This is a genomic window from Mucilaginibacter sp. P4_G9 (genome assembly GCF_056400985.1).
Genome location: NZ_JBFUKF010000003.1, coordinates 1 through 21,236, shown reverse-complemented (window position 1 = coordinate 21,236; position 21,236 = coordinate 1). Strand labels below are relative to the sequence as shown.

At 42.5% G+C, this 21,236-nt stretch carries 19 protein-coding genes; 17 read left to right on the top strand and 2 right to left on the bottom strand.

The features are described 5' to 3' along the window. Window positions 1-54: 54 nt before the first annotated feature. A complete protein-coding gene (locus AC1DPZ_RS00840; protein ID WP_477400573.1) occupies window positions 55-498 on the bottom strand; it encodes a DoxX family membrane protein in 444 nt (147 codons plus the stop codon). A gap of 130 nt (window positions 499-628) precedes the next feature. Here AC1DPZ_RS00840 and AC1DPZ_RS00835 point away from each other — a divergent pair, with 130 nt between their 5' ends. From AC1DPZ_RS00835 to AC1DPZ_RS00785, 11 genes are all read left to right on the top strand, one after another. After that, the gene (locus tag AC1DPZ_RS00835) at window positions 629-2,491 is read left to right on the top strand and encodes a chloride channel protein (protein WP_477400571.1); all 1,863 of its coding nucleotides are present in this window, start codon (window positions 629-631) and stop codon (window positions 2,489-2,491) included. Between the two features lie 21 nt (window positions 2,492-2,512). Beyond that, on the top strand, window positions 2,513-2,794 hold the full coding sequence (locus AC1DPZ_RS00830; protein WP_477400570.1) for a hypothetical protein: 282 nt from the start codon (window positions 2,513-2,515) through the stop codon (window positions 2,792-2,794). A 313-nt stretch (window positions 2,795-3,107) separates the two neighbouring features. Beyond that, complete coding sequence (locus AC1DPZ_RS00825) at window positions 3,108-3,413, top strand: ArsR/SmtB family transcription factor (protein ID WP_477400569.1); 306 nt, start codon at window positions 3,108-3,110, stop codon at window positions 3,411-3,413. A 48-nt stretch (window positions 3,414-3,461) separates the two neighbouring features. After that, the gene (locus tag AC1DPZ_RS00820; RefSeq protein WP_477400568.1) at window positions 3,462-3,902 is read left to right on the top strand and encodes an SRPBCC family protein; all 441 of its coding nucleotides are present in this window, start codon (window positions 3,462-3,464) and stop codon (window positions 3,900-3,902) included. A 26-nt stretch (window positions 3,903-3,928) separates the two neighbouring features. After that, window positions 3,929-4,492: a dihydrofolate reductase family protein gene (locus AC1DPZ_RS00815; protein WP_477400566.1), complete on the top strand. Its 564-nt coding sequence runs from the start codon at window positions 3,929-3,931 to the stop codon at window positions 4,490-4,492. A gap of 175 nt (window positions 4,493-4,667) precedes the next feature. Next, window positions 4,668-5,336: an ABC transporter ATP-binding protein gene (locus AC1DPZ_RS00810; RefSeq protein ID WP_477400565.1), complete on the top strand. Its 669-nt coding sequence runs from the start codon at window positions 4,668-4,670 to the stop codon at window positions 5,334-5,336. Between the two features lie 344 nt (window positions 5,337-5,680). After that, the gene (locus tag AC1DPZ_RS00805) at window positions 5,681-8,860 is read left to right on the top strand and encodes a histidine kinase dimerization/phosphoacceptor domain -containing protein (RefSeq protein WP_477400563.1); all 3,180 of its coding nucleotides are present in this window, start codon (window positions 5,681-5,683) and stop codon (window positions 8,858-8,860) included. 6 nt (window positions 8,861-8,866) lie between these two features. After that, window positions 8,867-9,607, top strand: coding sequence for a LytR/AlgR family response regulator transcription factor (locus tag AC1DPZ_RS00800; RefSeq protein ID WP_477400562.1), 741 nt, complete (start codon window positions 8,867-8,869; stop codon window positions 9,605-9,607). 353 nt (window positions 9,608-9,960) lie between these two features. Continuing rightward, the gene (locus AC1DPZ_RS00795; protein ID WP_477400561.1) at window positions 9,961-10,626 is read left to right on the top strand and encodes a peroxiredoxin; all 666 of its coding nucleotides are present in this window, start codon (window positions 9,961-9,963) and stop codon (window positions 10,624-10,626) included. A gap of 245 nt (window positions 10,627-10,871) precedes the next feature. Next, window positions 10,872-11,999 (top strand): NAD(P)/FAD-dependent oxidoreductase, encoded by a 1,128-nt coding sequence (locus AC1DPZ_RS00790; protein WP_477400560.1) that lies wholly within the window; start codon window positions 10,872-10,874, stop codon window positions 11,997-11,999. A 43-nt stretch (window positions 12,000-12,042) separates the two neighbouring features. After that, window positions 12,043-12,336, top strand: a complete 294-nt coding sequence (locus AC1DPZ_RS00785) for a hypothetical protein (protein ID WP_477400558.1) — start codon at window positions 12,043-12,045, stop codon at window positions 12,334-12,336. Window positions 12,337-12,708: 372 nt separating this feature from the next. Here the strand turns inward: AC1DPZ_RS00785 and AC1DPZ_RS00780 are convergent, their stop codons facing one another. After that, a complete protein-coding gene (locus AC1DPZ_RS00780; protein ID WP_477400557.1) occupies window positions 12,709-13,689 on the bottom strand; it encodes an NADP-dependent oxidoreductase in 981 nt (326 codons plus the stop codon). A gap of 65 nt (window positions 13,690-13,754) precedes the next feature. Between AC1DPZ_RS00780 and AC1DPZ_RS00775 the strand changes: the two genes are divergently transcribed. From AC1DPZ_RS00775 to AC1DPZ_RS00750, 6 genes are all read left to right on the top strand, one after another. After that, window positions 13,755-14,099, top strand: coding sequence for a winged helix-turn-helix transcriptional regulator (locus tag AC1DPZ_RS00775; protein ID WP_477400555.1), 345 nt, complete (start codon window positions 13,755-13,757; stop codon window positions 14,097-14,099). Between the two features lie 296 nt (window positions 14,100-14,395). Further along, window positions 14,396-15,004 (top strand): TetR/AcrR family transcriptional regulator, encoded by a 609-nt coding sequence (locus tag AC1DPZ_RS00770; RefSeq protein WP_477400554.1) that lies wholly within the window; start codon window positions 14,396-14,398, stop codon window positions 15,002-15,004. A gap of 54 nt (window positions 15,005-15,058) precedes the next feature. Beyond that, complete coding sequence (locus AC1DPZ_RS00765) at window positions 15,059-16,420, top strand: TolC family protein (RefSeq protein WP_477400553.1); 1,362 nt, start codon at window positions 15,059-15,061, stop codon at window positions 16,418-16,420. Between the two features lie 9 nt (window positions 16,421-16,429). Continuing rightward, on the top strand, window positions 16,430-17,530 hold the full coding sequence (locus tag AC1DPZ_RS00760; protein ID WP_477400551.1) for an efflux RND transporter periplasmic adaptor subunit: 1,101 nt from the start codon (window positions 16,430-16,432) through the stop codon (window positions 17,528-17,530). A gap of 4 nt (window positions 17,531-17,534) precedes the next feature. Further along, window positions 17,535-20,588, top strand: coding sequence for an efflux RND transporter permease subunit (locus AC1DPZ_RS00755; protein ID WP_477400550.1), 3,054 nt, complete (start codon window positions 17,535-17,537; stop codon window positions 20,586-20,588). A 97-nt stretch (window positions 20,589-20,685) separates the two neighbouring features. Continuing rightward, window positions 20,686-21,236, top strand: a 551-nt coding sequence (locus AC1DPZ_RS00750) for an SDR family NAD(P)-dependent oxidoreductase (RefSeq protein WP_477400548.1), incomplete at its 3' end; no start/stop codon positions are given.

The window sequence follows — 21,236 nt, the reverse complement described above, 5'->3', positions numbered from 1 at the left end:
GGGCTAAATTGCAAAAATAAATGTGACATAACAGCATGCCGCGTTGAACTTGCTTCATTCCGCTTTTAATTTATTAAAGTAGTTATCGAGCGATAAAGGCCCGGAACCAAGCAGTAGAAACACCAATAACAATATTCCACTTGAAATTGAAAGCCAGAGCTCGGTATTAAGGGAAGATTTAAAAATATTGATCACAAATATGGCGGCTAAAATAATCGGCAATTGCATTAAACAAACCAACCTGGTTAAGATTCCCAGCATTAACAATGCTCCGCCGGTCATGTGACAGAAAATTACATAAAACATGATAAAGGAAATGGCTTCCGGCGGCAGGTTGGCAAGGTCCTGGGTTGAAAGCATCCACCTTAAATAAGCCATGTTTTGTAAAAAAGCATAACCTTTCAAAAGCAGGAACAGCCCAAGCAATATCCGCACAACATCTATAGCGGCAGGATGATGCCGGTTACCCCAATCTTGAAATTTATTGATAGTTTTCACGTTTTACATGATTGTCGTTTCTGAATAAGTTATATGCTTGTTTTATTTAAAACATTGTTTATGCAATAAAATTATCTAATTTTGCAATTAAAATTAATAAATAAACATTGTTTAAACAATATAAATATCAATGATCAACAGTAAGCGCGCTGATAGTATTCCCATTTCGCCAATTTTAACATCATTAGAAGAAGACGTAAAATATGTAAGCTTTAAAAAAAGCCGTTTAATAAAAATATCCATCTATGCGGTATTGGTAGCTGTAGCCATAAGTTTTATAGCTAAATTCCTGGTGCTGCTCATCAACCTTGTTACCAATATTTCCTTTTACGGAACATTTGATTTAAGCTTTCATAGCCCTGCCAATAATCACCTGGGTATTTGGGTAATTCTTATACCAGCCATCGGTGGCGTTTTAGTTGGCTTAATGGCGTTATATGGCTCTAAAGCAATCAGGGGGCATGGCATACCAGAAGCAATGGAACAAATTTTAGTGAACCAAAGTAAAATTAAACCGTCGATTACTTTTTTAAAGCCAATATCATCGGCTATTGCAATTGGTACCGGCGGGCCTTTTGGCGCAGAGGGGCCAATTATTGCTACAGGCGGGGCGCTTGGTTCAACGCTGGGGCAATTGTTAAAAATTACTTCAAGCGAACGTAAAGTTATATTAGCAGCAGGCGCTACGGCTGGTATGTCGGCCATATTCGGTACGCCTATCGCGGCTGTTTTTCTGGCTATTGAGTTGCTGCTGTTTGAATTTTCGCCTAAGGCTATCCTTCCTGTTGCCCTGGCCTGCATTACGGGTGCGGCAGGTCATCATTTACTTTTTGAAGCCGGACCGGTGTTCCCGATGCCTGACCTCGAGACGCCGTCTAATTTAGCCTTAGCTGTATACAGCTTTATCGGGATACTTATTGGTTTTCTTTCATTAGCATTAACAAAAGCCGTGTATTTGATTGAAGACTGGTTTGAAAAATTACCTGTTCATTGGATGTGGTGGCCGGCATTAGGCGGTTTGGCGGTTGGGTTAATTGGCTACTTTTATCCGCATACGTTGGGAGTGGGGTACGATAACATAACCAATTTACTTACCGGCAATGTGCCTTTAGCCTTAATTTTAAGTTTATGTTTATTTAAATTCCTTTCCTGGGCTATTGCTTTAGGTAGTGGAACATCAGGCGGTACCCTGGCTCCGTTGTTAACTATTGGCGGCGCTGCCGGTGCAATTATCAGCACCGTGTTACTGGGTTTATTTCCAGATATCGGTATCAGTATACCAATGGGGGCATTAATTGGCATGTCTGCCATGTTCGCGGGTGCATCGCGGGCTTATCTTACAAGTATTACTTTCGCTTTGGAGGCCACTATGCAATCACATGCCCTGCTGCCATTATTGGGCGCCTGCACAGCATCATACATTGTTTCTTTTTTCCTGATGGAGAATACTATTATGACCGAAAAGATAGCCCGGAGGGGTGTTGTTACGCCTGATTCCTATGAGCCGGATGTGCTTCAAAAAATTAACGTGTCACAGGTAATGAGTAAAGAGAACGTTAAACTCAATGCAGGCATGAGCATCCGGCAAGTAAAAGAATGGCTGGCCGTGAACCCGGTTAAAGATAGTTGGCTCGCCTTGTTTAATGATAAATCAGAATTTCAGGGCACGGTAAAAGTCTCAGATATATATTCTGCCAAGTACGACGATGGTTTTAAGGTTGCCGGGTTATCGAAAAAAAATAATGGTGCAATAAAAGTAAGCGATAGCCTGCGAAGTGCTGTTGAATTAATGGCACAGCAGGATGTTGAAGCGCTGCCGGTATTCGCCGGTAATAAAGTTGTGGGTGTATTAAGCTATAGGGACATTATATCGAGCTACAAACAACAATTTGATGAAAATGAAACGGCCATTACGCATATCTCTTTAAAGCGACAGCGGATGAAAATGGTATTAAAAGGGAAGACCATTTTTAAAAAAGCAGCTGAAAAATAGACAAAATGCCCCCGGCAGCCTATGGAAAGCCAAAAAAGAAATATAACATTAACACTCATATTCAGGGATGAAAGACACATCATCCAGGTTTATTATAACGAATACCACAGCCTGATGACATTAATCGCCGATCGTTTGGCTATTCCGGGTTTTGGTTTGTGCAGTGGCATGGGCAGCTGCGGCACATGTGTGGTTGAATTGTGCGATAAATACACCAAAAGCAAAAGAAGCGTATTGTCATGTGATACTATGGTTAATGATACCCTGGCTAATACAGAAGTATACATTAGAACAATTTATTAACGGTATCTGTTTGAACGATACAAAAACTTTTAACGCCTCGTATTCTCCTTTATTAGGATCGGGGAGGTGATTCCGGGGCCTGTAAATGTTCATCTCATAGGTGCCTTTTCCTTGTTAACGGTATGGAAACATAACTGGGTTATTGGGAAAAGGTTACCTTTCTAAGGGTACACTAAACGGCTTTGCCGTCTTCAATCTACAAGGATCACTTTTATACTTCCGCACACACTAATTATATCGCCAAAAAACGTTAAAAAAATTGCGCAACTGAACAATTGCATATATATTTGCAATCAAACAGTTGCAAATATATATGAGACGCGATATTTACCAGGCCATAGCCGATCCTACCCGCCGGGCCATTCTGACCCTGCTTACCGTAAGCGCCCTAACGCCCAACGCCATTGCCGGGCATTTTGGCAGCAGCCGGCAGGCGGTGTCTAAACACATTCAGATATTGGCCGAATGCGGCGCCGTTGACCAAACACACAGCGGCCGCGAGATCTATTACCAGCTTAACATAGAAAAGATGAAAGAGATAGACCATTGGATGGAAGCCTTCCGTAAGCTTTGGGAGACCCGTTTTGACCAGTTAGACAACCTTTTAAATAACATTTAAAACAAACACAACATGATCAGCATCAGCAAAGACACCGCGAATAAGACAATGCACATTGTTAGGGAATTTAAGGCGCCGCGCCAAAAGGTATGGAGCGCCTGGACGGAAAGCAATAAATTGGATCAATGGTGGGGACCCAAACCGTGGAATGCCAAAACAAAGACCATGGATTTTAAAGAGGGTGGGCACTGGCTTTATGCCATGGTAGGCCCGGAAGGTGATACGCATTGGAGCATATGCATATATAAGGCCATTGACGCGCCGAACAGTTTTAAATCGATCTGTAAATTCTGTGATGAGAATGGCACCCCCTTAGACGACTTTCCCGCTATGTATTGGCTGGTGGAAATGAGCGAGAACAACGGCGTTACCATTGTAAACGTGACCATCACCTTTGATGATATCTTTGGGTTGGAGCAGCTTGTAAAGATGGGCTTCGAGACGGGCTTTACCATGGGCCTCAACCAACTGGAAGAGCTGTTAGGATAATACATCACTTTTTAAAAACGATTACAATGCGAAAATTAAAATTACAGGTAAACATAACACTTGATGGCTTTGTAGGCGGGCCTAATGGCGAAATTGACTGGGTGTTTCTGACCGGCCCGGATGAAGCTGGTTTCCAGACAATAATTGAGTTGGCCGACAGCTGCGATACCATTTTGCTGGGGCGTAAAATGACCCCCGACTTTATCGCTCACTGGGAAAATATGGTTAATAACATGCCCGACAACCCCGCGTATCCTTTGGCGCAACGGATGGTAAATATGCGCAAGATCGCCTTCAGCCGCACAGAGACAGCCATTACCGGCAGGAACCTGGAGGTAGAAAACGGCGACCTGGCTACTGCAGTACAGGCGCTGAAAGAACAACCAGGTAAGGATATCATCGTTTATGGCGGCGCCAATTTTGTAAGTTCGCTCATCAGCCTTAACCTTATTGATGAATATTATATCATCGTTAACCCTGTAGCCATCGGTGCAGGGCTTTCCATTTTTAAGGAAAGGAAGATACTGAAATTAGAAAGTTCAATAGCCTTCAAACATGGCAAAGTGCTCAATAAGTACCTGCCGGTATAAGTTGGGGTCTAAGTTGCACTATATACAATATCATAATCACCCCTAAAGGGCGATTATGATATTGTATTGACCTGATTTTGTGGTATTTTACCTATCTTACTCCATTCGTTTTTTAAATAGAAAACAGGATAACGTTAGCTTTATAATGATTTTAACCCTCTAAAATCTAAAGCATATGATAAAGATCTCTGATATCGAAAAATGCTACCATACAGATGAACTGGATATCGTGGCATTAAACAAAATGTCCATCGAGGTTGATGAAGGCGAATTTGTGGCGATCATGGGCCCATCAGGCTGCGGAAAATCAACCCTGCTGAATATTTTAGGGTTTCTTGACGATCCCGATAGCGGAAGCTATGTTTTTAACGGTGTTGAAGTAACCCATTTTAATGAGCGTAAACGCGCAGACCTGCGTAAGCAAAATGTTGGCTTTTTATTCCAGAATTTTAACTTGATCGATGACCTTACCGTATTTGAAAATGTGGAACTTCCTATGATCTACACCGGCTTACCAACTTCAGTACGTGCAAAGAGGACCGAGGAAATATTGGATAAAATGCATATAGATCAGCGCCGAAAAACTTACCCGCAGCAATTATCAGGAGGTCAGCAGCAGCGCGTTGCATTGGCAAGGGCAGTGGTGAACAGGCCTAAATTGATACTTGCAGATGAGCCAACAGCAAATTTGGATTATGAGAACGGTAAGGAAGTTATGGACTTATTGGACGAGCTGAATAAAGATGGAGCGACTATCATAATGGTTACCCACTCTGAAAACGATGCCAAATATAGTCACCGGGTTATCCGGTTGCCTGATATTCCGGTATCTGTAAAAAAATAACAGCCTACAAAAAAAGCGGATAACCACCGGTTATCCGCTTGTGCGCGCCCACCTGGGTGCTTCTTGCACCATTTTATCAATGATTTCAAGAAAATTAGCCTTATTCTCAAACTGATAAACTCGTTTGAATGCTGGGGTGAAAAGATTATGAATCCTCCAGTCATTTTTTTTCTGAGTAGTTGATTTATGCGTACTGATTTTAACCCCGAAATGTAGTGCTGAAGCCTTCAAATTTTTTGTACTGCGTGGTGCCCTATTGATGAGTAAATAGCTGCAAATCTTAATCGGTGCCCGTTAACAGGGCAATGGGATTATAATCAAAAAAAAGTATCTTCAACAATATTATGAGCCGCTTGTTTCTTTCCCGCTACATATTGATTTTGGTTTTAATAATAACCGGCGGATTTGTTTTTGGGCAAAGCAAATTTGAAAATAATACCGCCGGCTATACCATCACCAAAAGAATGATTTCTATTGAAGATGGGCTGGCTTCTCACGAAGTGTTTTGCGGACTACAGGATAAGGCGGGTTTTATGTGGTTTGGTACACGCAACGGGCTTAATCGCTACGATGGTAAAAATTGTTTGCTCTTTACCCGCCAGAGAAATCATCTGCAGGACAACAAAGTGGTACAGCTTGCGAAAGATGACACCAATAACCTGTTCATTGAATACGGTAGTACAGGCTTTCAACTTACAACAAACGGTAAGGTGGATGTGATGAATACGGTGACGCAGGAAGTTAAAACACTAACGGATGCTTTTCCAAAACTGCCTTTTAAAGAGCACGATGTTTACTGGATCTCGAATGACGGCACCAATCAAATTGATTTCCTTACAGCCCGTCCTTTCAGGCTTTGGCAATACACTTCCCAAAAAGGGTTTACGCTTCGCTATGAAATGAAAGACTGGGACAAGCCGGGTGTCGCGTCTTCTTTGGATTATAGGGCTACAGGTCATTTCTGCATGTTCGGCATGGGAAAAACGTTGTTGAAAATATTCACCCAGTCCACACAGTATTTGGTAACAAAAGATACCGTGATCGCCTTTATTCAAAAAGATGCGCAAAGATCGCTGCCGGTTGGTTTTAACAGTCGGCATGATCTTTTAATTACCTATACCACTACCGCCCAACCCAATACATTTAATATTGGGATGATAACGGGTAAGGGTGAAATTAAATTCCCCGCCGATATAAAAGGATTTAATACAGACAGCATAAAAGGAAAATATTGGTACCAGGCCGCAAACTCAACGGATGGCACATCCAGTATTCTTGATATTCCCGATGGGCTATACCTCTGGAATGAAAACATTTTTTTGAAAGTAGCCTCAAACTCAGAAATAAAGACTTTTGAAAATCTTTTCATTTACAACCTCGTCCCCGACAATTTTGGGAACCTCTGGCTTTGCACTACGCTCGGCGTGTTGCAATTGAAGATAGAGAAAAACCGCTTTAAACCCTACTTTACAACCAGGCAACAATCTGTTGAAAAAAACAATCAGGCCCGTGGAATATACGCCGACGAAACCGGCAAGGTGGTGGCGAATATCTGGACGCACACTTTTCAGCAACAAGGTAGTAAAATGCAGTACGTTACCGACGATCAATACAAGTACGCACTCACCAATCATCATTCGTCATTGTACTGCGGTGGCTATAGCCTGTATGAATTTAATGACAAAAAAAATACACTGTCTAAATACACGGGCGGACAAATGGATGAAATATGGTCCCTGTTTTCTGTCAATGACAGCCTGCTGTTGTTGGGAAGAACCAACGGGTTTTCGTTATTCAATTCCAACAGCAAAAAGTTTGATTCACTTGAGTATGAATCTAAAAAACTTCCCGAAGCAAAATTTGTGTACCGTTTTTTTACAGATAAGGCGGGAACGATATGGGCAGTGGCGGAGAACGGGTTATACAAAATTATTGATGGTCATAAACAAGGCAATCGGCGATGGACAATTGTTAATGAACGATCACCAGTCATCGCTCAGCTTAGTTTATTAGATGCTTATGCCGATGCTAATGGCATTATATGGCTGGCCACTAATGGAGAAGGCCTATACCGCTGGGACAGGAAAGTAGATACATTTCAGCAATTCAATATCGCCAGCGGCTTCCCTTCGGATGTGTTGTACAGGATAGAGCCGGATGAATATAATAACCTTTGGATCAGCTCCGATTATGGCTTGATCCGTTTCAATAAGAAAACATTTGCTGCAAATACCTATACTATAGCAAATGGTATATCGAACAACGAGTTTAACAGGACTTCTTCGTTTAAAGCAAAGGACGGACAGCTTTTTTTTGGCGGATTAGACGGCATTATCGGGTTTAACCCAAAAGATCTGATAGAAGATACCCGCTCGTTTAACGTGCCGTTACGTGTAATTGCTTTTAACCAGTTTATTGGTTCCCAAAACAAGCTGGTTAATGAAACAACGGAGTTATTGAATAGCTCACAAATTACGCTGGCCCCGAATGATCGTTTTTTTACACTTGAATTTCAGTTGCTGGATTTTGCAAAAGATGAAGTGCACCATTATGCCTATAAGATTGAAGGGGTTGACAAAGATTGGATCTATTTTAATGAAAACTCTATTCGCATCAGTGGTTTGCCATATGGGCAGTTCATATTACATATCAAAGCACAAAATCGGGAGGGCGCCTGGAGTAAAAGCGAGTTAACTATCCCCTTGTTTGTGCTAAAGCCATTTTATTTTAAATGGTGGTTTATTACATTGCTTGCCGTTTTTCTGATAATGGCAGTTTACCGGGTAATAAAATGGAGAACAAAACAATTGGCAGCTGATAAAAGTAAGCTGGAGCAAATTGTAAGCGAAAGAACCGCACAGCTAAAACAATCACTATCAGAAAAGGTAGAACTGCTTACAGACAAAGATGTGCTTATGAAAGAAATTCATCACCGCGTAAAGAATAATTTGCAGGTTATTTCGGGGCTGCTGGAGTTGCAAAGTAAAACCGTGAATGATGAAACTGCAAAAGATGCATTGATGGAAGGTCGCAACCGCGTAAGAAGCATTGCGTTGATACACCAAAACCTCTACCAATTTGAAAATCTAAGCAGTATCGAATTAAAACGCTTCGTAAACGATTTGTGCCGACAAGTAGAGGGTGTATATAAAAAGCAAAATAAGATAGTGATCAATGTCGGGGTGCCTGTTTTTCATCTTGACATTGATTCTGCAGTTCCTCTTGGCCTGATTATGAATGAATTGTTATCCAATTCTTTCAAATACGCATTTAATGATAGCACCGCCGGTGAGATAGACCTCGAAATTCATACTGTAGCTGAAGGTAAATATGAACTATTTTATTCCGATAACGGCCCTGGTTTGCCTGCAGATTTTGATTTAGCCAGTGCGACTACTCTCGGCTTACAATTGATTAATGACCTGAGCAGGCAAATTGGTGGTAAGGTGAAATATGAGTACAAAAACGGCGCTTCATTTATTATTAACTTTACTAACCGCGACTTGCGTAAAAAAGAAGACTAAAAACCCATGAGCGTTTTAAAAATAGGTATTGTAGAAGATGAACTTGTAATAGCCAGAACCATTTTGAACACCCTGGATGAATTGGGCTACCCTCATTGTGGTCCTGCTATTAACTATACCGAAGCAATGAAAATGCTTGATCAGGATAAGCCTGACCTATTATTACTGGATATCCAGTTATCAGGCAAAAAAGATGGGATAGATGTCGCTGAAAAGCTTAATGAATTGTACCGCATACCATTCATTTTTTTAACTGCAAACAGCGATGGCGAAACGATTGACCGCGCTAAAAAGGTGAAGCCTCATGCTTATATTGTTAAACCTTTTACAAAGGAAGAATTGTTTGCTGCTATTGAAATTGCATTCAGCAATTTTACCGCTAACCGCGATAATGTAAGGCAAGACCATCCAAATACTCATCATCCAAAAGAGTATATGTTTGTGAAAGATGGGTACATATTCAGGAAAATATTTTTTAATGACCTGCTATACCTGGAGAGTGATGCGAATTATGTCACGTTAAATCTCAAGTCGCAAAAGAAAGTAATGGTTCGGTCTACGCTTAACGATTTTATTGAGCACCTGGATATGCGAATGTTCATTCGTATCCATCGCAGCTATTCTGTAAACATCAACCTGGTTGATGATGTTTTTCCTACGGAAGTTTCGGTTAACGGAACTAAGATCCCCGTTGGGAAATCGTATAAAGAAGATCTCTTTAAAGCCTTAGGAATAAAAGAAGCTTAATAGCCCGATACTTTTCTTTTTCACAAACTTCCGGTAGTTCGTCCCTAACCGGGTACGTTTATCCCTTTTATTTCAGAATCATTTTAAACGTATGCAATTTCATACCTGTTATGACGCTGATAGATTTAGACAAGATAATTATTAAACGAACAGTGATAGGGGTACGCTGCACAGCGTGCGGGGGTAATTTGGTTGATTCAAAAAAAAAACATTTATAAGCCGCTTTATAACGCTGATCACATTCGGAGCCGTAAAGCCCCAGATTTACGAATGCGAAAACTGCAAAAAGAGACACATCTTATTATAATAAGACAATTCACTTCATCATTATCAAACAATTAAAATACAAAGTCATGAGCATCAGATTAGGCGATATCGCACCAGATTTTCAAGCCGAAACAACAAAGGGCACCGTCAAATTTCACGACTGGATCGGCAATGGCTGGGCTGTTCTTTTCTCCCACCCGAAAGATTTTACGCCGGTTTGCACTACCGAGCTCGGTTACATGGCAAAAATGGCACCTGAGTTTGAGAAAAGGAACTGCAAGGTCATCGGTCTTAGCGTCGACCCTGTAGAGAGCCATTTAAGATGGGAAAAAGACATTGAAGACGTACAAGGAGTGGCAGTAAACTATCCCATGATTGGTGACCCTTCACTAACCATTGCCAAATTGTATGACATGCTTCCTGCCGACGAACCCGGTACTTCAGAAGGCAGAACGCCTCTTAACAATCAAACTGTACGCACTGTATTTGTTATTGGCCCAGACAAAAAAGTAAAGCTACATTTGACTTATCCAATGTCGACCGGTCGTAACTTTAACGAAATACTTCGTGTGCTTGATTCTATGCAACTTACCGCAGCGTACCAGGTTTCTACGCCGGTAAACTGGAACAACGGGGATGATGTGATCATTCCGGCAGCATTAGCTGAGGCAGATGCACGGGAAAAGTATCCGGTGGGGTTAAAGATTGTTAAACCTTACCTGCGTTTTGTTCCCCAGCCAGGTAAAAACTAATCTGAAATCACTCATTTATTCCAACATGGTAAAGAAATTATGAGAGCGTCAAAATCAATGCGCATATGGTTTGCCTTTGTAGGCACGATTTTGTGGACAGGCATTTATCTTATGGGTTTCTCCAGAACAAATTGGGTGCTCTATGTTCCCGCCGCTGGTTTTATTCTTGGAGCTGTTACAGGGTTATGCCCGTCCCTGACTGTTATCTCAAAAATATTTTTTAAACAAACATAAAAAAATAGGAAATGAAATTACGTGTTGTGGTATTGGGCGCTGGTTTTGGAGGGTTAGAGCTCAGCTCCATACTTTCTGAAACGATAGGGGAGAGCCTTGATCTTACGCTGATAGATCAGAATGATTCCTTTTATTTCGGCTTTTCAAAGCTGGATGTCATGTTTGGTTACAAAGCACCTGATGCAGTCAAAATATCTTATAACAGTATTGCCAAACCGGGCGTAAGGTTTTGTAAAGAAACAATCACGGCTATTGACCCGCTAACCAAAACTGTTACTACGCAAAACGGAACTCATGTGGCTGATGTATTGGTAGTAGCGCTTGGTGCCAATTATGACATTAACGCAACCCCCGGACTCGCTGAACACGGCAACGAATATTATACTTTTAAAGGTGCAGAAAAATTGAGGGATCACATCCCCAGGTTTACAAAGGGCCACGCTATTGTAGGTGTATGCGGAGCGCCTTTCAAATGCCCGCCGGCACCCAGTGAAGCCGCGCTGATGCTGCACGATCACCTTACCAGAGCCGGCGTACGTAATGCCTGCACAATAAGTTTGGTGATACCGTTTGGTTCTCCAATTCCTCCATCGCCTGATTCCTCGAAAGCATTGATCAAGGCTTTTGAAGAAAGAAGCATTCAATTCATACCGCAGCACAAAGTGGCTTCACTTCGCGCAAATACTGTAGTTCTTGATGATGGGACTGAAATGTCTTTCGATCTGTTTCTGGGTATTCCAAAGCACGTTGCGCCGGATGTAGTATTGCAAAGCGGTTTGGCGGTTGATGGATGGATACCAGTTGACAGGCAAAATCTATTAACCAGGTTTCCAAATGTTTACGCAATTGGCGATGTAACCAGCGTGGGCACACCAAAGGCCGGCGTATTCGCCGAAGGCGCTGCAAAAATTGCCGCGGCTTCTATTATTGCGGCTTATCGGGGGAAAGAAAACGAAAGCGCTTACACTGGTGCAGGCTCTTGCTATATTGAATTTGGTAAAGGTGAGGTAGCGCGTGTTGATGTTGACTTTTTCTCTGGCCCCAAACCCTTTGGCATTCATCATGATGCTTCTGAAGCCCTGGTAATTGATAAGCAACATTTTGGCACGAGCAGAAAAGCCCGTTGGTTTGGATTATAGCAAAGCAACCCTGATGATTATTTCACCAATTAAACCTAAAAAAATGACAACTTACCTAATAGAAATTCCCCATTCAGAAAACACTGTTGAGTGCCAGCATGTGATCAAATTGTTTGTAGAGTCGGGCTCACACCTGCTTTCACATGCCTGGTGGGGCTGCAAATCGGGAGTTCACAAATCGTTTTTCATCAGTGAGTTCGAAAGCAAAGAAGAGGCGCTTCAAATTGTTCCGCCGTTTTTACGGCGCCATGCAAATGTTATTGAGTTGGTAGCCTTCAATAAAAACGATATTGTGCAGTTTGCGGAGGCTAATAAACAAAGGGGATTGGTTGAATAGAATTTAATCATCTTATGAAACGAAGATCTGTCTGAGTTGCTGAAACATCGAACCCAAAAAATCTCTGTATCGTAGATAAACTCCATATTGAGAAAATGAATGTAAATATTCTAAAGTAAAAGCGTTTAATCACCCCTAATGCAATCAAGGATGTTTTTTTCGGTAAATCAACGAAGGAGCCATTAAGGCATGTCAAACCCGCAGGCCAAATTGCCCCACAAGTATTAGGTTTTTTGCCGACGGATATTGACACGGATTTACCCCTGTAAATTATAAATTCGATCCTTTTTCATATCCACCAAGTGTTAATACTAACACTTAAAATACGAAGTGAAAAAGGACCGGATTACTACCTGATGTGCGTTATATATATCATTTACCTGTTAATCCTTCGTCGATCCTGATAATTATTCGGCCTTTTGCATGACCGTCTGCGCTAAGTTCTTGCGCCTGGGCAATCTGATCCATTGAAAAAATGTTTGCTATAGGTAAAGTGAATAGTCCTGCCTCATATAATTCAACAACCTTTTGAAGCGATTGAGTTAAATTTCTGGGTATAAATGATGATTTTGCACCATATTTATCTGCTGAGAAGTCTCCAAGCGTTAAAACTTTTGATGGGTCTCCAGTGATCTCTATAAGATCAGGAAGGATTCCAGAAACGGCAATATCAAGTGCCGCCTGCACTCCATTTGGTGCCAGCGCAGTCACACGCTCCGGAAGACCCGGGCCATATGTTGTAGGTACTGTTCCCAGGCTTTTTAAGTAATCATGTCTTATTTCACTGGCAGTACCAATAGTATGGATACCCATAGTTTTTGCAACCTGGATCACTGCAGACCCAACACCTCCGGCTGCTCCGCTCACTAAAAGTGTATCGCCATCCTTCACATTAAGCTCTTCTAAAACGCGCACAGCAGTCTCGGCAGGCCCCGGGTAACCCGCAGCCTCTTCAAATGAAAGCGAAACAGGTTTGTGTACCCATTCGTTGAGTATGGCGTATTCGGCCATCGCATTTTGCCCGGTGCCCAAAACTGCATCTCCTATCGCAACGCCATTCACGTTTTCGCCAATTGCAATTACGATGCCCGATGCATTAAACCCTACGCCGGATGGAAAGGTGACTGGCATTATTTTATGTAAATAGCCTGCCCGAAGCTTAAAGTCAAGTTGGTTTACACCCGCCGCTTTAACCGCAATTTTAATCTGCCCCGGGCCAGGTTCCGGCGCACTGACATTTTCAACCACTAAGACTTCCGGGCCGCCATACTGATGAAAACGGATAGCTTTCATCGTGCTCTTTTCTGTATTACCTATCATATCAATTTTATTTTTTTGTAAAAGTAGATCCATTACTATACTTTTGCAAGTAGTATAATAAAAGTGTATTAGTTAATAAAAATATAGTAATACTGATAATGAGTGAATTAAAATCTGGTGTAAACAAAGAAAATATTTGTCCGGTCAATCATGCTGTGAGTTTGTTGAGTGGAAAGTATAAATTAAGAATTCTGAATGCATTGCTTAATCAAAGCCCGAAACGTTTTAAGGTGCTTGAAAGAGAAATTGTAGGTATATCGCCAACCATGCTGACCACACAATTACGAGAATTGGAACGCGATGGCCTGGTAAGCAGGGAAATCTTTGCTACTGTACCGCCGACTGTTGAATACAGGACAACGGCATTGGGGCAAACAACGTTACCAATGCTTAATGAAATTCACAAATGGGGATTAACACATTTATCGCATCGTGACGGGTAAGTCTTAATCACCGTTTTAGGGTTATTAATAAAAAAATAGGTTGTGTGTCAGGTTGTTTTGCAAATGCCCAAATTTCATTGGCCAACATTTCTGTTTTTAATGTCAGCTTTTAAAATAATGGATGAATATTTTTGTTTCGTTGAACACTGTTCAATACATTTGTATCGGTTTAACATTAAATCAAGTCACCATAAAAAAAGCATTGGTCAGCCGGGGATGTAAAATTAAGTAGAAAACCGCAACGGAACTTGGTCACATGACCGGCAATCTTAATATTTGTAAATTAGTAATTTAGAATGGGCATAGCAGAAAGAAAATTGGAAGAGAAGCAGGAAATGCACAAACGCATCCTTGACGGTGCGCGCAAAATATTCCTGGAGAAGGGCTATGAACAGGCCAGCATGCGCAGTATTGCACAAGAGATCCGTTATAGTCCGGGCTCGCTTTATTTCTATTTTAAGGATAAAAGCGAAATTTTCCACGAATTGCATAAAGAAGGTTTTCGCCTGTTGTTGAACCAGTTAAAAGTACTGGACAAGGTTGGCGACCCCTTCGAGCGGTTAAAGGCTTCCGGCCGCGTTTTTATTCAATTTGCGCAGGAGAACAAAGATTATTATAACCTGATGTTCATTGTTGACGAACCGGTAAAAGATTCGCTGCCTGAAGGGTTCCAGATTGCTGAGGAGGCGATCAGTTATATGCAGGGAATGGTAAAGGAATGCCAGCAGAAAGGCAGATTCAAGGATATGGATGCGGAATATTTTACCTTCCTGATCATTTCCGTGGTGCATGGCATCAGCGCCCTTTTCTGTAAGCACCGCAACACAAGCTTTGTTGGTAAAACCAATGAAGAGCTGATGCAGAACGGATATGAGTCTTTTGTGGCCCTGCTCGAAAAAAGCTAGCCTTTTTTTTATAAGTATATTGAACACTGTTTAAATTTAAAACAATGATTAAAAATGAAATTTAAAAATCAAACACTTTATCAACTTTTGCTTTTATCGTCGGCCTTACTGGCTGCACCCATTGCAAAAGCTCAGGGCAGGTTGGATGAGTATATCCGGCAAGGCCTTGCCTCCAATGAAAGTATCAAGCAACAAAACTTTGTGCTTGAAAAGAATGTCTATGCACTCAAGGAAGCCAAAAGTATGTTCCTGCCCGAGGTAACTTTTTCGACGACCTATACCAAAGCCGATGGCGGGCGTACGATAGATTTCCCAACCGGCGACCTGTTTAACGGAGTTTACACCACGCTGAACCAGCTGACGGGTACTAACGCTTTTCCTCAGTTGCAAAACCAAAAGATCCAGCTCAACCCGGACAATTTCTACGATGCTAAATTCCGCACGACACTTCCCATCCTGAATGCAGAACTGATCTATAACAAGCGGATCAAAAAGCAGCAGGTAGATCTGCAAAAAGCCGAGGTATTGCTCTATAAGCGCGAACTGGTCAAAGAAATCAAAACGGCTTATTACAATTACCAGAAAGCCGTGTACGCCACCGGTATTTACGAATCTTCACTTCGCTTGGTTGATGAAGGGCAAAGGATCAATACCAAACTGTATGAAAACAGCAAGGTAAACCGGACCGTTGTGCTCAGAAGCCAGAACGAAGTATCCAGGATCAATGCTTCACTAATTGGGGCACAGAAAACAGCAGAATCAGCACGCTACTATTTTAACTTCCTGCTTAACCGCCCGCTTACAGATAGCGTACTTTTAGACGACATTAAAACACTGCCTGCCAGGGACCAAAGCTTGGGAAACAGCGTTACCGGCAGAGAAGAGTTATCAAAATTACGGATAGCTAAAGATATTAACGGCAACCTGACCGGGCTGGCCAAATCCTATATTGTACCCAAGTTAGGAACCTTTATCGACCTGGGTTCGCAGGCTTTTGACTGGAAGTTTAACAGTAACAGCCGTTATTATTTGTTTGGGATTTCCCTGGAATGGAACCTGTTTTCTTCAGGTAAAAACAATTACCGCGTGAAGCAGGCGATTGCCGACCGCGAGGCCCTGGCCTCACAAACCGATTACGTACAGCAGCAGTTGCTTACCGAGCTAAAGGTACGTCAGGCAAGTATGCAAAGCGCCATTGCGCAATACGAGGCGGCACAATCCCAATTAAAAACCAGTCAGACCTATTACGGTGATATGCTGAAGCTATACAAACAGGGAATGGCGATCTACATCGAATTGCTGGATGCCCAGAACCAATGGATCGATGCCCAGCTTCATGCCAATATTGCCCTTTACGACACCTGGGTCGCAGATGCTGCGATTGAACGTGCCAATGCCAGTTTCACCGTTCAATAAAAACCCATCATGAAAAACCCCGAAGGGCTCTTGAATACCTTAAAAAAACAAACAATCATGAAAAAAATAAAATTACTCAGCCTTGTTGCAGCCACCCTTATTGTCGTTGCCTCCTGCAAAGAAAAATCCAAAGAAGAAAACCATATTGGCGAACCGGATATTATTTCCGTTAAGGTTTCCAAGGTATCTGTTTTAGGCGTGCCTGACAGCGTTACGGCCACCGGCCTGGTCAGTACGGAAGACGAAGCCAAATATGCTTTTAAGATAGGCGGCGTGATCAGCCGCATCCTGGTACAGGAAGGCCAGTCCTTTAAACAGGGACAATTGTTAGCGACCCTCAACTCTACGGAAATCTCGGCAGGTTTAGCGCAATCCAGTTTGGGTGTGGAAAAAGCGCAGCGTGACTATAGCAGGGCACTGAATCTTTACAAAGACAGTGTTTACACTTTGGAACAATTGCAGAATACCAAAACAGCTTTGGATGTTGCCAAAAAGGCAAGAGAAGCAACAGCCTTCAATGAGCGCTACTCTAAAATATACGCTGCATCTGACGGTTTTGTAAGCAAGAAAATAGCGAACGAAGGCGAAGTAATTGCAGAAGGGACGCCGGTTCTGCTCATCAATTCAACCGAGCAACATAACAGTTATTCTCTTAAAGTGGGTGTGACCGACCGCGAATGGGCCATCATCAAACCAGGGCAAACCGCTAAAGTGACGCTCGACGGCTATGCCGGTCAAACCTTTGATGCCACTGTATTCCGTAAGTCGCAGGCGGCAGACCGTGAATTAGGCTCGTTCCAGATCGAACTCAAGCTGCAATTAAACGGTGTAAAACCTGCGGTGGGCATGTTTGGCAAAGCCGAAATAGCTACCCATCAGGATGAAAGCGTAATGGTTATTCCGTATGCATCGCTGGTAGAGGCCGATGGCAACAAAGGATTTGTATTTACGACCATAGGATTAAACCGGGTGAAGCGGGTGCCGGTCAGCATTTTGAAGTTCGATAATGAAAATGTGTACCTCAAAGATAAATTGGAAGGTATAGACCAGATCGTCGTTTCCAACAGCGCCTACCTCAACGAACAGTCTTTTATTAAAATCATCAAGTAAGGCCATGAAGATCACAAATTTTGCCGTTAAGAATTATCAGTTCACGCTGATCATATTTCTTTTGGTGGCCGTTGTCGGCGTGCTGACGCTGTTTACCATGCCCCGTTCGGAAGATCCGACCACCCATCCCCCACAATACATCATTACCGTTATTTACCCAGGCACCAGTCCCAAGGATATGGAAGAACAGGTGGTAAAGCCTATCGAGAATAAGATTTACGGCCTGGAAAATATTGAAAAGATCCTAACGACTGTAGAAGACGGCGTAGCGGTTATCCAGCCTAAGTTTAAATATGGCGTAGATGTGGATAATAAATACCAGGAAATATCCACCGAGATCAATGCCTTGAAAAACAGCGAACTTCCCAAGGATATTTACCTGATCAAAACAGAAAAGGTTTCCTCGTCAGATGTAAAGGTAATACAGGTGGCCCTGTTGTCAGACAATGCTCCCGGTAAGATGCTGCGGGACGAAGCAGACATCTTAAAAACACAGTTAGAGAAAATTACCAACCTGAAAGAGGTGAAATACTTTGGTATGCCCGAACAGGAGATCCGCATTGATATGCAGCTGGATAAGCTGGCGCAACTGAAGATACCGCTTAATGTGGTGATGGGTAGTTTGCAAAGCGAGGCTGCAGATATTCCCGGAGGCAGCATTAACCTGGATAGCAAAGTGTTTAACGTTAAAACCAGCGGCAAATTCAAGAACACCGATGATGTTGCCAATACGGTGATTTATAATGCCAATGGCAAGATCATCTATTTGAAAGATGTGGCCACGGTAAGTTATAAGGACGGCACAGTAAACCACATCACCCGGATAAACGGTCACCGTTGCATCCTGGTTACGGCCGCTATGAAAGACAATGTGAATATAGCCAGCGTTCAGAAAGAATATTTACCGGTATTGGAAGCGTTTGGCAAAACCCTGCCGGAGAATATCCACATGGTTAAAAACTTCGACCAGGCCAATATGGTATCCGAGCGTTTGGGTCATTTGGGGTTTGACTTCGGATTGGCCATCTTGCTGGTGGTTATTACCCTGCTTCCGTTAGGCTTCAGGGCATCGCTCATCGTAATGATCTCCATCCCGCTTTCCTTAGCCCTGGGCCTAATTGCCATGAACTTACTGGGTTATTCGTTAAACCAGCTGAGTATTGTTGGCCTTGTAGTGGCTTTGGGATTACTGGTGGATGACAGTATTGTGGTGGTAGAAAATATTGAACGCTGGCTCAGGGAAGGTCATTCGCGAACAGATGCCATATTCAAAGGAACGCAACAGATTGGCATCGCAGTTATTGGCTGTACGGCCACGTTGGTTATCGCATTCCTGCCCCTGGCCTTTTTACCCGACATGGCCGGTGAATTTATCCGCAGCCTTCCCATGGCTGTCATGACCAGCGTTTTGGCATCCATGATCGTAGCTTTGACGCTTGTCCCTTTCCTGGGCAGCCGGATGTTAAAAACCCATACCCACGGCGAAGGGAACTTCTTTTTAAAACACTTGCAAAGGTTTCTGACCAGATCTTACAGTCGCGTTATGCCACTTGCCTTAAAATGGCCTAAAGTTACTATCGGGATATCATTAGCCCTGAGCGGGTTGGCATTTTTCCTGTTCACATTAACGGGGTTCAAGCTTTTTCCAACGTCGGAAAAACCGATGTTCCTGATTAATATTAAAATGCCCTTACAGGCAGACATACCGGAAAGTGACCGGGCGACCAAACTGGTAGAAGGGGAATTGAAAAAACATAAAGAGATTGTCTATTACACCTCAAACGTAGGTAAAGGTAACCCACAGATCTATTACAACGTGCATCAGCAGGATGTAAAACCTGATTTTGCCCAGGTTTTTGTCCAATTGGATGAAGAAGCTAAACCTGGAGAAAAAACAGATCTGATTAAACAGTTGAGAACGAAGTTTAAAGACTTCCCCTATGCCAGGATCGAAATTAAGGATTTTGAACAGGGAACACCTATTGAAGCGAATATTGTAGTAAGAGTATTTGGCGAGAACCAGGATACCTTACGGTCCCTTTCGTTTAAAGTGGAAGAGATCCTGAAGAAACATCCGGGCACTTTCTTCGTCAACAACGAACTCAATACTTACAAATCTGATGTTAAAATAAAGATTGATAAGGAGAAAGCCCGTACTTTGGGCGTCCTGACCAGTGATGTGGACAAAGTCATCCGTATGGCTGTTGCCGGGTTAACGGTAGGGGATTACATTGATGACCGGGGCGATTCACGTAACGTAGTGATCACCATGCCCAGGGATAAGTTTTCCAATTTAAATGCACTCAAAAAACTTTATGTCAATAATGTGCAAGGCACCCCGGTGCTGGTAGACCAGATTGCTACGATCTCTTTTGAAACTTCTCCCACCGCGATCAATCACTTTAATAAATCACGGTTTGCCAAGGTTACTTCCCTCACTAAAGAGCACGTACTGGCCAATGATATTCTCAAAGACGTTGTTCCGCAGTTAAATAAATTAAAGATGCCGCAGGGCTATTATTATAAGCTCTCCGGCGAGGCCGAGTCAGAAGGTGATGCGCTTGGTGGTAACTTCCTGTCGGTGATCATATTAAGCACCTTTCTTTTCATTGGTGTCCTGCTGCTGCAGTTTAAAACCTTTAAAGGGATCATTATTGTGCTATCGATCATACCCCTGGGAGTTCTTGGCGGTGTTGTATTCCTGCTCTTCACTGGTAACCCCATGTCTTTGGTATCCATTATCGGTTTCATTGGACTCTCGGGTATAMAGGTAAAAAATTCGCTGTTGCTGGTAGATTTTACCAACCAGTTACGTGCGGAAGGTCATAGCATAGACGAGGCGATCAGCATGGCCGGTGAAACCCGTTTCCTGCCGGTAGTTTTAACTTCTATAACGGCGATTTGCGGTTTGCTTCCTATCGCGCTAAATCCGAACCCGCTGATAGCGCCATTAGCTATTGTATTGATTGGCGGGCTAATCAGTTCTACCATTCTTTCGAGGATCGTAACGCCGGTAATGTATAAACTGATACCGCCAAGCATTGAAGATGATTTATAGTAAATCAATTAAAAAACTGTAAAAAAAAACGCTTTAAGAACCTGATTAAATAACACATTTTAAATTAAAAAAATCACTAACATAAATTTTAATCCACATGAAAGAATACATATTGCTCACCGGCGCATCATCCGGTATTGGCTACGAAATGGTCAATCAATTAGCAGCCAAAAGCTTCAACCTGATATTGGTTGCCCGCACTGAAACCAAATTGCAGCAAATGCAAACTGAACTAACAAACAAGTATGGCATACTGGTTCAGTATTTCGTTGCAGATCTCTCTGATGCAAATGCTGCTAAAGAACTTTACAAAAATGTCCAACAGGAAAATTTATTAGTAACCCACCTGGTGAATAATGCAGGTGTAGGCAACTATGGCAATTTTATTGAAACATCATTGGAAGAAGAACTGGGCATGATTCAATTAAATATTTCCAGTTTGGTAGTACTTACCAAGCTCTTTGCAAAAGATATGGTCAGCCGCAAGTCTGGCAGAATTATGAATGTGGCATCGGTGGTTGCATTTTTACCAATGCCGTATTTTTCTGTTTACTCTGCCACCAAGGCTTTTGTAAAGGCATTTAGTGAAACACTTGATGCCGAATTAGACGGCACTGGTGTTACCGTTGCCTCTCTTTACCCCGGCAC